General features: G+C 72.6%; 10 protein-coding genes and 1 pseudogene. All 11 read left to right on the plus strand.

Annotated features, from left to right (window positions below; all coding sequences use genetic code 11):
* The first annotated feature begins 857 nt into the window (after positions 1-857).
* The 11 genes and pseudogenes from M2302_RS30955 to M2302_RS31005 all read left to right on the plus strand — a co-directional run bounded on the left by M2302_RS30955 (position 858) and on the right by M2302_RS31005 (position 14402).
* A complete protein-coding gene (locus M2302_RS30955) occupies positions 858-1241 on the plus strand; it encodes a pilin (RefSeq protein ID WP_280841343.1) in 384 nt (127 codons plus the stop codon).
* A 2-nt stretch (positions 1242-1243) separates the two neighbouring features.
* Entirely contained in the window at positions 1244-2164 is a 921-nt protein-coding gene (locus tag M2302_RS30960; RefSeq protein ID WP_280841344.1) for a conjugal transfer protein TrbL family protein, read from the plus strand.
* Positions 2161-3108, plus strand: a complete 948-nt coding sequence (locus M2302_RS30965) for a PrgI family protein (protein WP_280841345.1) — start codon at positions 2161-2163, stop codon at positions 3106-3108. The genes M2302_RS30960 and M2302_RS30965 overlap by 4 nt, the downstream gene beginning before the upstream one ends.
* On the plus strand, positions 3105-4895 hold the full coding sequence (locus M2302_RS30970; protein ID WP_280841346.1) for a DUF87 domain-containing protein: 1791 nt from the start codon (positions 3105-3107) through the stop codon (positions 4893-4895). Before M2302_RS30965 ends, M2302_RS30970 begins: the two co-directional genes overlap by 4 nt.
* Before the next feature lie 80 nt (positions 4896-4975).
* Complete coding sequence (locus M2302_RS30975; RefSeq protein WP_280841347.1) at positions 4976-7411, plus strand: DUF87 domain-containing protein; 2436 nt, start codon at positions 4976-4978, stop codon at positions 7409-7411.
* Between the two features lie 364 nt (positions 7412-7775).
* Positions 7776-8619, plus strand: a pseudogene (locus tag M2302_RS30980) (replication-relaxation family protein).
* A gap of 503 nt (positions 8620-9122) precedes the next feature.
* On the plus strand, positions 9123-9941 hold the full coding sequence (locus tag M2302_RS30985; RefSeq protein ID WP_280841349.1) for a hypothetical protein: 819 nt from the start codon (positions 9123-9125) through the stop codon (positions 9939-9941).
* A 1878-nt stretch (positions 9942-11819) separates the two neighbouring features.
* Positions 11820-12584, plus strand: a complete 765-nt coding sequence (locus tag M2302_RS30990; RefSeq protein WP_280841350.1) for a MarR family winged helix-turn-helix transcriptional regulator — start codon at positions 11820-11822, stop codon at positions 12582-12584.
* 93 nt (positions 12585-12677) lie between these two features.
* A complete protein-coding gene (locus tag M2302_RS30995) occupies positions 12678-13316 on the plus strand; it encodes a GGDEF domain-containing protein (RefSeq protein ID WP_280841351.1) in 639 nt (212 codons plus the stop codon).
* 241 nt (positions 13317-13557) lie between these two features.
* Positions 13558-14142: a hypothetical protein gene (locus M2302_RS31000; RefSeq protein ID WP_280841352.1), complete on the plus strand. Its 585-nt coding sequence runs from the start codon at positions 13558-13560 to the stop codon at positions 14140-14142.
* A complete protein-coding gene (locus M2302_RS31005; RefSeq protein WP_280841353.1) occupies positions 14139-14402 on the plus strand; it encodes a hypothetical protein in 264 nt (87 codons plus the stop codon). The genes M2302_RS31000 and M2302_RS31005 overlap by 4 nt, the downstream gene beginning before the upstream one ends.
* Positions 14403-14565: the final 163 nt, after the last annotated feature.

A 14565-nucleotide genomic window follows, 5' to 3' on the forward strand; every position in this document is an offset into this window, starting at 1 on the left:
GTGGGAACGCCGCGACGACATCCACGAAGCCTTCCTCGCCCTGGCCACCTGCATCATCACGTACCGACACGTCGTACGACTTTGTTAGGACCTCTTAGTCAATCGTTGAGCGCCGCTTCAGACCTGTGCACGTTCGGCCGTACCCGGCTGGGCACGATGAGCCGTACGCCGACAGTCATCTCATCCCGCTGCCGCGAAGCTTGCGACGCTGCCGAGGCAGCACCCGCGTTGGGCCGCGGCCGGGTTCAGCGGTGGGTGGCGGTACGGCCGAGCCAGATCGCGGATGCGGCGCGGGACCCGGTGCGATCCGACGCATGCCTACCCAGCCGTCGGTCGCACTCTCCGTGGCTCGGATGTCAAGGGTTGTCAGAGCCTGAAGACCTTGGCGAGGTCTGGCATGGGACGCCACCGCCGGTTTGTCAGAACTGACAGCCGGCGGCCCGCGTTGTCAGCAGCGCAACGGGTCCGTGCTGCGGTGGCGTCTGAGCTGGTCTTTTGAGATGTGCGCCTGCGTTGCCAGACCCGTGTCAGGTTCAGGGGTGTCCGCCAGAGCTGACAAACGCCGGTTTGAGGGTGCGGAACATTTCCCGCGGCGCCGCACGAGGCGCTCGTGGGGGTTCCGCCCGCCGCCGGGCCCCGAGGTTGGGGCTGCGCGAGCCGGGCGCCTCGGGTGCCGCGCCGTCTTGGTGCGCTGACACCTCACCGATACCCGCCACACCCGACAGGGAGGACGTGCTCCTCCCGAGGACCTGTCGCGGCTCGATGACGTCCGTGCCTCTGGCGCCCGGCGGCGGCCCCTGACCGCCGTTTCGACGCCCCACCCCTGGCATGGGGTGGGGCCGGAGGTGAACCCGCCCATGTCCCGCACTCCGGCACGTCTTCGTGCCCTCACCCGCTCCCGTACCGCCCGCCTGGTCGGCCGCGTCGCCGCGGTCACCGGCGCGGTGCTGCTGTTGCTGTCGGTGCCCACCGCCGCTCGCGCCGACTCCGGCGTTGCCGTGCTGGCGGCGAACTCGCTGCCAGTGGTGATCAACAACCTGCGGGTGTGGCTGATCGGCATCCTCGCCGCGCTGGCCACCCTGTTCCTCGTCCTGGCCGGCGTCTACTGGGCGACCGCCGGGGGTGACCCGGCGCAGGTCGACAAGGCCAAGGGCGCGCTGAAGAACGCCCTGGTCGGCTACGGCCTGGCCATCCTCGCACCTGTCCTGTTGCAGGTCGTCCAGGGCATCGTTGGGGGCTGACCATGGGGTGGCTGCTCGACCAGATCCTGGACTGGCTGGCGGCGGCGATCCTCGCGACCCTGGACGCGCTGATCGGGGTGATCAGCAGCGCGCTGCTGATCACCCCGAACGTCACCGCCCTGCCGCAGGTGCAGGCCCTGACCGGCCGTTCGGTGCTCGTCGTGGACACCGTCTTCGTCCTCGCCTTCGTCGCCGCCGGGGTGCTCACCATGACCGCCGGCGGCGACGAACGATCCCGCTACACGTTCAAAGACCTTCTCCCGCGCCTGATCGTGGGGTTCGTCGCCGCGCACTTCTCCCAGCTGTGGTGCGGCATGCTCATCGACCTCGCCAACGCCCTCACCGCCGCCCTCACCACCGGCGAGGGTGACAGTGACGGCGCGCTGCGGGCGATCAAGACGCACATCGCCGCCGGGCAGGACAAGACCGCGGTGCTGCTGTTCGTGATCTGCGTGGCGATCATCGCGGTGCTGCTGGCCGGCACCGCGTTCAGCGTGATCGTCCGCTTCGCCGTCGTGCTCGTCCTGACCGCCTTCGCCCCTCTGGCGCTGGCGTGTCACGCGCTGCCGCAGACCGACCCGGTGGCCCGCCTGTGGTGGCGCTCTTACGCCGGCGTCCTGGCGGTGCCGGTGGTGCAGGGTTTCACCCTGTACGCCGGGCAGTGGATGCTCACCGACCCCGACAATTTGCTGCCCGTGCTCGGCCTGCCGGTCGACCCGGGCGGGGTGATCAACCTGTTCGTGGTGATGGTCATGCTGTGGACCACCCTGCGGGTGCCTGCCCTGATGCGCCGCTTCGTCTCCGCGCCTAGCGGCGGCGGTGGTGCGAACATCGTCGGCGCCGCGGTGCGGGTGATCCTGGTGCAGCAGGTCACCCGCGCGGTTCCTGGCCTCGGCCGGGGCCTTCGGGCGGTGAGCCGATGAACGAGCACACCGGTCGGGCGCGGATGCCCGCCGACGTCGACGCCCCCGACAAGGTCGCCTACGGGCTGACCTTCCGGCAGCTGGCGATCCTCGCCGTCGCCGCCGTCGTCTTCTACGGCGCCTGGCAGAGCCTGCACACCGTCGTGCCGGTGCCGGTGCTCGTCGGCGCCGCCGTTGTCGTCGGCGGTCTGGTCTTCGGTGTCGCGGTCGGCCGCCGTGACGGGCTGTCCCTGGACGTGTGGCTGCTCGCCGCCGTCCGCCACTGGCGGGCGCCTCGGGCGCTGTCGACCACCGACACGACGTCGAGGACCCCCGACTGGGTCCAGGCACCGAAGACGCCGGTGATGCTGCCGGCGCCGCTGAAGCTGCCCGCCGACGCCATCGACGACGGCGGGGAGATCCGCCTCGGCGGAACGCGGGCGGCGATGGTCGCCGCCACCAACGTCAACCTGGCCCTGCGCACTCCCGACGAGCAGGCCGCTCTGGTCGACACCTTCGGCCGCTGGCTCAACAGCCTGTCCACGCCCACGCAGATCGTCGTGTCGGCGCAGCCGGTGGACCTGCACTCGGCCGCCCGCACCCTCGCCACCGCGGCGGACGCCGTGGCGCACCCGGCGCTGGCCGACGCGGCAGCGGACCACGCCCGTTTCCTCGACGACCTCGCCACCGGCAGGGATCCGCTGCGCCGGCAGGTCCTCATCGTCACCCGCACCGGCGCGGGCGAGCGGGGCGAGCACGCCGCGCGCCGCCGCGCCGACGACACCGTCCGCGCCCTGTCCGGGCTCGGCGTGAGCACCCGGGCTCTCGACGGGGCGGCGGTGACGGCGGCGATCGCCGCCGCCGCAGACCCCTACCGCCCGCCCCGACCCGGGGGTCTCGCCGCGCCCGACACCGTCATCACCGGCCCGGACATCCACACCGACAGAAAGAAGCGCCCCCGATGAAAGCCCGCACCCGTTCCCGCACGTCCACCAGCGGTGGCCGCCAGCCCTCGACGCTGGCGGCCACCGTCGCTCCCGCCTCGGTCGAGGTGACCCCGCGGATGCTGCGCGTCGGCGACGGCTACGCCGCGACCCTCGTCGTCACCGGCTACCCCGCCGAGGTCGGCCCGGCCTGGCTGGAGCCGCTGCTGTCCTGGCCGGGCCGCCTCGACCTGGCGTTACACATCGAACCGCTGCCCGCCCCGGTCGCCGCGTCCCGGTTGCGCCACCAGCGCGCCCGCTTCGAGTCCTCGCGCCGCGCGGACGCCGAGGCCGGCAAGCTGTCCGACCCCTACGTGGACGCCGCCGCGGACGACGCCGCCGATCTCGCCCACCGACTCGCCCGCGGCGTGGCGAAGCTGTTCCGCGTCGGCCTGTACCTGACGGTGCACGCCCGCACCGAAGACGAACTCCGCGACGCGTGCGCGCAGGTGAAAGCCGCCGCCGCGTCGACGCTGATCGAGGTGCAGCCGGCCACCTGGCGGCACCTCGCCGGCTGGACCACCACCCTGCCCCTGGCCACGGACCTGCTGCAGATGCGCCGCACCATGGACACCCAAGCCCTCGCCGCCGCGTTCCCCCTCGCGTCAGCGGACCTGCCCGCGCCGCTGCCCGGCGACCCGCCCGCCGAAGGCGGCATCCTCTACGGCGTCAACCCGGACTCCGGCGGCATCGTCTGGTGGGACCGCTGGGCGCAGGAGAACTACAACTGCGTGGTCCTGGCCCGCTCCGGGGCCGGGAAGTCGTACTTCGTGAAGCTGGAGATCCTGCGCAACCTCTACCAGCAGGTGCAGGTCGCCGTCATCGACCCCGAAGACGAATACCCGCGCCTCGCCGACGCCGTCGGCGGGACCGTGGTCCGCCTCGGCGTGGCCGGGGTGAAGGTCAACCCTTTCGACCTGCCCGCCGGGGACACCCGCCCCGACGTGCTCACCCGCCGAGGCCTGTTCCTGCACACCCTCATCGCGGTGCTGCTCGGCCAGCAGCCGCCCCCGGCGGAGCGGGCGGCCCTGGACCGGGCGATCCTGGCCGTCTACCGGGCGGCGGGCATCACCGCCGACCCCGCCACCCACCACCGGCCCGCCCCGCTTCTGCGCGACCTCGCCGACCGGCTGCACGCCGACGCCGACCCCGCCGCTCGGCAGCTCGCCGCCCGCCTCGCCCCGTGGGTGCACGGGTCGTTCTCGGACCTGTTCGACGGGCCGAGCACCATCCGCCCCGACGGGCACCTCGTGGTGTGGTCGCTGCGGCACCTTCCCGACGAGCTGCGCGGTGTCGGCACCCTGATCGCCCTGGACGCGATCTGGCGGCAGGTCGACGCCCCCAGCCGGCTGCCCGCCCGCCGCCTCGTGGTGGTGGACGAGGCGTGGCTGCTCATGCGCGACGGCGAAGGCGCCCGGTTCCTGTTCCGCATGTCCAAAGCCGCCCGCAAGCGCCACGCCGGCCTGACCGTCATCACCCAGGACGTCGCCGACGTCCTCGGCACCGACCTCGGCCACGCCGTCGTCGCGAACGCCGCCACCCAGGTGCTGCTCAAGCAGGCCCCGCAGGCCATCGACGCCATCGGCGACGCGTTCGGCCTCACCGCCGGGGAACGGCGGCTCCTGCTCGCCGCCCGCGTCGGCACCGGCCTGCTGATCTCCGGCACCAACCGGACCAGCTTCGAGGCCATCGCCTCCGACACCGAGCACCAGCTCTGCACCACCCGCCCGAGCGACCTCGCCGACCTAGACGAGGGAGACGACCTGTGACCAGATCCGTCGGAGCCATCACGGCTGTATCCCCGCCCACGCCGGCGCCTGGCCCTTCGGGGCCGGGCGCCGGCTTCGTCGTGCCCCCGACCGGGCTTAGCCGTTGGATCCTCGATGCCGCCGCCTGGGCCGGACAGCGGCCGTGGCTGCTGGCCGTGGCTGCCGCCGCCCTCGTGGTCTTCGTCGCCGGGCGCAACCTGCTCGCCCTGTGGCGGCACCGCCGGCACGCCGACGGCGCCCGCCTGACAACCATCGCCCCGCCACCAGAGGTCGACCCCCACAGCGCGGCAGCGTTGTGGGCGAACCTCGCAGGCACTCTCACCCCTTCTCGACGTCGCCGCTGGCTTTACGGCAGCCCGCACGTGGTGTGGCAGTACACCTGGACCGGGCGGCGGCTGCTCATCTCCGTGTGGGTGCCCGGCACCGTCGCACCCGGCGCCGTCGAAGCCGCCGTCCGCGCCGCCTGGCCGGGCGCCGCCTGCACCACCGACGACACACCTCCACCGCCGATGCCCATCGACGTGCCGGCGGCAGTAGGCGGACACCTGCTGCCCACCGCCGCCGAATGGCTTCCACTGCACACCGACCACGACAACGACCCGCTGCGGGCGCTGATGTCCGCCGGCTCCCAGCTACGGGCCGACGAGTACGCCTGCGTGCAGATCCTCACCCGCCCCGCCGCACCCCGCCGCGCCGCGCGCGCCCGCCGCGCCGCCGCCCGGCTGCGCGACGGCAAGACCGCCATTCCCACTATCAACCCGGCCGCGCCCCTGCTCTGGCTCATCGAGGTCTTCCAGCCCGGCTCTTCCGCCCGACGGTCCGTCTCTGCCGCAGGCCAGCGGCGGGACCCAGCAGTGGAACGCGATGTGCGGGCCATCCTCGACAAGACCACCCACCCGCTGTGGGAGACCGCCGTGCGCTACGCCATCGGCAAAGACAACCGACGCGCGGGCAGCGACCAGCGGCCCCGGCTGCGGGGCATCGCCGACACGGTCGCGTCGTCCTTCGCCGTCTACTCCGGCCGCAACCGCCTCACCCACCGCACCCGCCTGCCCCAACCCGCCGCCGTCCTCGCCCAGCGGCGCCTCGGCGCCGGGTTCCTCACCTCCACCCCCGAACTCGCCGCCCTCGCCGCCCTCCCCCGAGACCTGGCCGTGCCGGGCCTGGACCGGGCCCGGGCCAAGTCCATGCCCGCCCCGATCGCCGTTCCCAGCGGGGGGCGCGGCACGAAGATGATCGGCGACGCGCAGGTCGGCGGCCACGGCGTCGCCCTCACCGTCCCCGACGCCCGCTACCACCTGCACGTCGTCGGATCCACCGGCAGCGGGAAGACCACGCTGCTGGTCAACATGGCCGTCGACGACATCAAAGCCGGCCGCGGCACCGTCGTCATCGACCCCCACGGCGACATGGTCCTGGACATCCTCGACCGGCTCCCCGCCTCAGCCGCGGACCGCCTCGTCATCTTCGACCCCGACCAGCCCAACCCCCCGACGATCAACCCGCTGTCCGGCGACGATCCCGACCTGGTCGTGGACAATCTCGTGTCGATCTTCGGGAACATCTTCGCCAAGGCATGGGGACCCCGGATGGACGACGTCATGCGGGTGGCCTGCCTGACCCTGCTCCGGCACGCGAACGTCACCCTGCAGCACATCCCACCCCTGCTCAACTCGGCGCAGTTCCGGTCGGCGATGACCGTCAACCTCGACGACCCAGCCGGCCTGTCCGGCTTCTGGCAGTGGTACGACGAACTCAACCCCGCCCTGCGCTCCCAGGTCATCGGCCCCGTCCTCGCCCGCCTGCGCGCGTTCCTGCTGCGCGACTTCGTCAAACGCACCATGCGCTACCCGAAATCCAGCTTCGACATGGGCAAGGTCCTCGACGGCGGTGCCCTGCTCGTCCGGATCCCGAAGGGCCAGCTCGGCGAGGACACCAGCAAACTGCTCGGCTCCCTGATCCTGGCGCAGGTATGGCAGGCTGCCACCGCCCGCGCGAAGACCGCCCCGGAGAAGCGCCGCGACGCCACGCTGATCATCGACGAGGCGCAGAATTTCCTCACCCTGGCCAACAGCCTGGACACGATGCTCGCCGAGGCCCGCAAGTACCGCCTGTCCCTGGTCCTGTCACATCAGGACCTCGCCCAGTTCCCCAAGGACCTGCTCGCCGCGGCGTCCGCGAACGCCCGCAACAAGATTTACTTCTCGTGCGCGCCAGAGGACGCCCGCGTCCTCGCCCGGCACACCCTGCCCGAGCTCGACGAGCACGACCTGACGCATCTCGACGCCTACACCGCCGCTACCCGCCTCGTCGTCGACGGCCGACAGACACCGGCGTTCACGCTGCGCACCCGCCCACCGCAGCCGGCCGTGGGTGAAGCCACCGCGATCCGGGAGACCGTCGCACGGACCGTCGAGGCGCAGAACACCAGCGCCATCGACGCCCTCGTCGACCGGTGGTCCCAGACCCGCGACGGCAAAGGCGCAAGGGCCAAGGGCGCCAGAGGCGTCTCCTGACCCCAGCTCAACAGCCCAGCAGGACCAGCGCCTCGACGTCTGTCAAGGCGGCCACATCGAGGCCGCGATGCCCTTCGGTCAGCGCATCACCACCCCTTCACCACCGTCAACTCTGTGCCGTTGCCAGAACGGCTCGGGTCGGCCTGTCAGTGCTGCGCACCCGCCGTGACCAGCCACGGCCACGGCGTGCACCAATTCCAGACACCCCTCCCACAGAGGGGACCCTCCCTCCTGCCTGAAGGGAACCCGCATGTCCGCCGAACCCTCCCAACCGCAACGTCCTGACCCCCCTCACCCCCACTCCTCCGCGCTCTCTTCGCCCGGCCGCTCCACGTCCTCGCGCCGTCCGACCCGCCAGGACCGCCTGCAACTCCTGCGTCGTCTGACCCTGCGCGACCGTCAGCTACTCGGCTGGCTCGCCGAGCACTACCTGCTGTCCACCGACCAGATCGCCCAGGCGCTGTTCCCGTCGCGGCGGGCGGCCCTGCTGCGCCTCGCGGCGCTGCACTCCATCGACGCGGTCACCCGCTTCGTGGACGTCACCACCGGCACCAGTCAGTACCTCTACGCCCTCGGCCCCCTCGGCGCCGTGCTGCACCCGAGCGCCTACACCGACCCGGACCGGCCGTCGGCGCGACCGCCGCGCAGCAGCATCGAGCGCACCGAACGCATCGTCGGCAGCCACAAGCTGCGCCACCTGCTCGGCGTCAACCAGCTCTTCGTCGACCTGCACACCTACACCCGCACCGACCCGCACGCGCAACTGGCGCGGTGGTGGTCCGAGCAGCACGCCACCGCCGCCTACGCCGCCGCCGACATCCGCCCCGACGCCCACGGCGTCTGGACCGTCGGCGAACGCAGCGTCGGATTCTTCCTCGAACACGACAACAACACCGAAAACCTGGGCAGGGTGCTGCGCAAGCTGCGCGCCTACGAACGCCTCGCCGAGTTCGGACCCCGCTACCCCGTCCTGCTGCGGGTCCGCAGCCGCCGCCGGGAGGCCAACCTCCTACGCGCCCTGACCGGCGTGCCCACCGCCATGCCGGTGGCCACCGGCGTCCACGACGAACACCCCGCCCGGCCCGGCCTGGACGCTGACCACCGACCCGGGCCTGCGCCGCTGGCTGCACGAGCTGCCCAGCGACCACGGCCCCGACAACCCCGCCACCAACCCGCACCGCTTCACCCACCCCGACACCCATGACTAGCTCAAAGGGCCTGCCGAGCCCCGCCAGCTGCATCTGACAGCGCAGGTCACGGCCTGCCTGCATAGCGCGCGGCCCGGTGAGCGCCTCCGCCTTCTCACAGGCGACCAGGTTGTCTGTCAGACCTACCGGTTCTGACAGACGGCCCGCCTCACCAGGCGGCGCCGGCGGCGAAAGCGCCTGACAGTGCTGCTCAGCGGCGGTCTGCGCCCACGGCACGCACGGCAGGCGCTGACAGACCGCGCCGCTACCGTTTCCGGCAACACCACACCCCACATATCGCTCCACCCCGGTTCGGTCCCACCTCAGGGACACCCCGCCGCACCCCGCGGTACGCGACGCCCACCCGCTTCGGCCGGTCGGCACGCGCCCCGCGCGACGGCCCTCGAGGTCGCACCAACCACCCGCACCACCTTCTCCCCCCATTTTGCCCTGACCCGACCCATGCACCGGTGGGCCGGTCGATCCCGCGTGCTTACACGCACCCGACGAAGGAGGACCTGCGCATGTCCGCTCTCCACGGCACCCCGCTGACCCGTCACGGCAGCCGCGTGCCCGCCATGCCGACCCGACCGGCCACCGTGCAGGCCACCTCCGCGCCCGCGCGCCGACCGGCTCCCACCCAGGCCACCACCGCCGCACCGACCGTCACGCCGGCGCCGACCATCGCCACGATGATCGTCTGCCTGCCCGACGAGCTGCCCGCCGAGGCGCTCACCGCGCGCCATCTGCACACGCAGTTCGGGGTGGCCGGCACCCTCACGCCTCTGTTCTGGGCTGTTCCGCAGCTGCGGCTGTGGCAGCGCCAGCAGATGATCAGCCTGCGCAAGGGCCGCCCCGCCTCGTGCGCGGGCGGACCGGTCAGACTGCTGGACCTGCAAGGCATGCGCCACGCCGCTGGCGTCGGCGCGGGGATTCGCTACCAGGTCTGGCAGCAGGTCGTGCACGGCACCCGCCCGGCCACCCCGTGGCCGGTGTTCGCAAGCCGCCACCTCACCGACCCGCAGAAGTACCCGTTGGAGGTTGCCACGGCGGACTTCCACGCGCAGCCGCGCGTCAACGCGATGCGGATGCACGCCGCGGCGACGCCTGGGACCGGCCAGCCCAACCCGGGCGAGTTGGAGATGTATCAGGCAGGCCAGATGGCCTACCAGCACTACCACGCCACCAGCGCCTTTGCCGGTGACGCGCTGCTCACCGCCGACGGCCGCAAGCTGGCGCCGGCCAGTGACGCCCTCGCCCACCGGGTGACCTACCTGGAGCAGGCGCTGCGCTACCTCGACACCGTCGAGCCGGACCAGCGGCTACTCGCGGTCGCCCTCTAACCGCACGACAAACCGCCCGGACGGTGCGCCCTGATCCCTGTACCGCTGGGACAACCAGGCGCGCCGCCCGGCTAGTGCGTGTCCACGCCCAGACACGCGCAGGCCCAGCAGACGAGGCTCAGCCAGTCACCCACGGCACCACTACACGAACAATTGACAGCGTCACATCATCCGGCACCCGACTGTCCAGTCTCGGAACCTGCGCGGCTGACGGATCTACCCGGTGACCCTCAACGAGACGTCAACGGTTACGCACCCCGGCTCCACAACAGCAGAACTCGAGGTGCTCCTCGCTGCTGAGGCTGGCATCGAGGGTAGAGCAGAGCAACCCCCCTCAACCAACACGGCCAACTCGTACTGGCCCTTGTTGAAGAGGCCGCAGATGCCCGGGCAGTCGAGGTCAAGCTCGCGATGGTCCTCCACCCCGTGGTACCCGGCCGATGCGGCCGCCCTGACAAAGATCTCGTACACACCAGCAACACCATGCCCAGATCGCGGCGAGGAACCTTTCGACCGGGCCGCTTGGTAGGTACGGCCCCAGCCCAAGGTCTCCACCACACGACCTCGGTTAGGAAGCCGCGGGGGCTTCGTCACCTGCCAATCAGACGGCAGCGGCAGCCGATCCAGCTCCGCCTCCCCAGCATCCAACGCTCGCCGATAATCATCGCTGCTGTCCTTGATGGCCCAGCCGCAGCCGAAGATCGCGACCGCGACCGCCAGACAGGCGAGCAGCGCGGGATTCCTGCGAAGCGCACCGCCCATGATCGTCATGTTAGGACGCCCGGATGCGGGGCTGCTGCCCCGCAGGTGCCAGCCAAAGGAGTGAAGCATCTGTGAGTAGCTGGATCCAGCCGCCCCTAACCGGCGGTTTGCCCCCTGGCCCACGCAAGTCGGCAATACGAGCGAGGACGGGCGAGCTCAGCGCCTACCCCTGTCGCAAGCACAGCTTCGACCAGGGGCCTCATCTCTGCGATCGAGCGCTCATTCTCTCGTGACGGCCGCTCCGCGTCTGGCCAGGGCTTGCGAAAAATAGGAGCGGCCGGCCCTGCTCGGCCGTGCGGCCACTCACCGCCCGTATATTGACGACCGCCACGACCAGATGCTGCGGTACCGCGGCGTCGAATCACCATGAGGCGTGCAGGACGACCCACCGGCACGACTGCCGGCCAGCGTCATCCCGGCCTGCCTGCGCCGCCTGCTCACCAGGGCGCGCGCCTGATCGACGTCCCAGCCACCAGGGGCCGAGACGCGGCACTCGAACCGGGCGCGCCGGCCGATCCGGTACGGGGCGGGCGCGCCCCCGCACACGGACACCATCTCCGACTGCCGCTACGCGAGCCGGCGCCCGCCAGCAGTGGCCGACCTGACCCCACCGCACGGCATCTCCACGCCCCCTGTGGAGGGCGCCGCGGGCCACCGCCCGGGGCTGGGGCGTGCACCCGAGCCCGGCCAGCAACAGGCCGCCCTTTCCCTCTTCCCCCACCGGAAGCCTCCGCTCCAAATAGCGCCGGTTCCAACAGGTCCGCTTCACCAGTCACCACCACATGCCGCTGCCGGCCCGTCTGCGGCTGAGCATGGACCACCTCGCCGAGCACGCCCGCAGGGTCCTCGCCCCGGCCTCTCACCGGCTGCCGGACCAGCCGGCGCGTGCCCACACCGCCTCCGGCGGCGCCCGCCCGTAGCGACCCCAGCCGGCGGGCCTGCCCCGTGCCGGCCGACAGGCCGATGCCGGGCGACAGGCCGATGCCGGGCACTGGCGGCGCGGGAGGACCACCGTCCCGAGATCCGGTCCGAGCACTTGATCACCGCGGCGACCGAAGCGTGGATCAGTGCGCGGACCTCAACCCGCAGGAACCACACGACGAAAGAGAAGCGCCCATGACCGACACGCCATCGGAAACCGTCCCCGCGCACAGCGCGTTCAAGGTGCTGGCGGCGCTGGCCGAACTCGGCGAGGCCACCGCCGCGACGGTCGCCGAGCACGCCGGCCTCGGCTACTCCACCACCACCCCCAAGCTGCGCGCCTGGGAAGGCTCCGGACAGGCCGAGCGATTCCGCACCGACGACGGCCGCACCCTGTGGCGACTCACCGACGCCGGCCGCGCCGCCACCGCCACGCCGCAACCCACTACGGCCGCACCCGACCCGGCCGCCGCGCCCCCCGAGGCCGCGCAGGAGCCGAGCCAGGACGGGGACGCACACCCCGCCGCCCAGGCGGCGGACACCCCGGCCAACCCGGGCGCGCCCGCACCGCCGCAGACCGATCCGGACGCGCAGGCCGTGCCGGAGCCTGACGGCACCCCCGCCGGTGACCCGCCAGCCGACCCCTCCCCCTCGACGCCGTCCGACTGTCCCGACGCCGGCGGCGCAGCGCCCACCGGATCGTCGGGCGGGTCGCGCCGGATCGGCGGGTCGCTGCGCGGAGCGATCCTGGACATCCTCGAGGCGCACCCCGACCGGGCCTACAAGACCGGTGAGCTGTGCCGGCTCATCGACGCCGCGAACGTCGGCACCGGCGCGGCCAAGGCCAGCGCGGGAGCCGTCGCCAACGCCGCAACCAAGCTCGTCGCCGACGGCCAGGCCGTGCAGACCGTCGAACGCCCGGCCACGTACCAACTCGCCCCCGCCATCGGCGGTCAGTGACTCCACCTGTCAGGCAGCCCGAGGGCGGGCGTCGAAGTTTGGTCGCCTCACGCCCGCCCCCGGTGCTCCTTCCAACACAAGGAGCGTTTTCGAGTGTCTCCCATCCTGCACACGACCGCTATCGCCGCCGGCGGGATCCTCGCCGGCCTGTCCCTCGCCGGCGCCCTGCTCTGGTGGCAGCAGCAAGCCCTCCAGACAGCCCGGTACGAGGCCACCCACGACGAGATCACCGGCCTGCCCAACCGGCGGCTGTTCCTCACCCGCCTACGCGCCGCCCTCCCCGACCGCACGCCGGTCGGGGTGGTGCTGCTCGACCTCGACCGGTTCAAGGCCGTCAACGACACCCTCGGCCACGACACCGGCAACGTCCTGCTGGAGCAGGTCGGCCGGCTCCTGGCCAGCATGCCCACCCCGGTCCTGGTCGCGGCACGGCTCTCCGGCGACGAGTTCGCCCTGCTCGTGTCCGGCGATGACGACGACACCGCCGACGCGGCCCACACCGCCTGGCAGGTCATCGCCGCCGCCCCGATCCGCGCGGGCACCGGCGACATCCCCGTCGCCGCCTCGGTCGGCTACACCCACACCCGCGACCCGCACGCCAGCCCCCGACAGCTGCTCGCCGAAGCCGACACCGCCATGTACCAGGCCAAAGGCTCCGGCGGTGGCGTGTGCGCCTACGGCCCCCGCGGCACACCGCCGCAGCGGCGCAGCCGCGACCGCCACTACCGCTGACCGGCACCCGCCGACCGCCGCAGTTCCCTTCGGGCAGACCAGCACCCTCCGCCTGCTCCGACACCAATGGACTGCGGCGACCAGCAGGTAGCCGGCGTGCATGTTCGCCCCGGCCGCCAGTGCCGACCATCCCGCGCGCCCCCACCGGCGCGACCACCGCTGATCCCGCCCGACCCAGATGGGCCCCGCAGCCACCGGCTGCGGGGTCCTTCCCTTTCCTGCCCCTGACAAGGGAGATCCCGTGTTGTCCATTCCCGCTGTGCGCACCCTCGCCGGTTGCCTCCTGGCCGTCGACGCCGACGCCGACACGCTGGGCTGGGGCCAGCCCGCGACGCTGCTGCTCATCCACGACCGGCCCCTGCACACCGGCGGGCCGTCACCGATGCGCGAGATGCGCAGCCTGGAGTTCCCGCTGCGCCGCGACGACCTGCTCACCGAACCGACCGGCCTGCCCGCGCTGCTGCACCGCCTCGCCGCCGGCCTTCACCACCCGCACACGCCCACGCCCTACCGGGCCGCCCTCGACACCATCCTCGGGCTGATCCGGGCGACCGCATCCGACGCGCGTCTGGTGGCCTGGGCCGCCTGCTACGACGACATCCTCACCACCGACGGTCAGCCACGGCAGGTCCGCCGCATCGACGCCGTCGACACCGACGGCCGCGTCTACCAGCTCACCCGCCCGCGCGGCGAGGACCACCCCGTGCTGATCGTCGATGACCGACCAGACGCGCAGGACGTTCCCGCCACCTACTGCGGGCTGACCGCGCTGCTGGCCGCCACCGCCGGGCACCTGCCGGGCGGCGCCCGCCCGGACACGGCATGACCGGCCCGCAGGTGCCGCCGGACGCCGACGACGAGCCGATCTTCGGCGTGTGCGGGCGCGACGGCGCGTCGATCCGCTGCCGGGTGTGCGGGGCGGTCGACGAGGTCGTCGGCGACGAGGTGCCGTCCATGGCCGGCTACGGCGAGGACACCTACGTCCGGTGCACCCGCTGCGGATCGGTCGAAACCACCGACCCGATCTTCGGCTGGCGCGCCAAGCCCGCCCCCTGGCCGCCCACCACACGACGCGACCAGCCGTAACAACCCCCGGCGGTCGCCACCGCCAGCAGGCCCCGCCCTCACCGGGCCCAGGAGCGGGCACCCGAAGGCGCCCCCGCGCCTACCGCCGCACGGCCGCGGCGCCTGCCACGACGCGGCGCTGCCACAGCCGCACCTGCACTGCGGCCACGGCACTGATCCCGCA

The sequence above is a fragment of the Micromonospora sp. A200 genome, assembly GCF_029893845.1.
In the GTDB taxonomy this organism is placed as follows: domain Bacteria; phylum Actinomycetota; class Actinomycetes; order Mycobacteriales; family Micromonosporaceae; genus Micromonospora; species Micromonospora purpureochromogenes.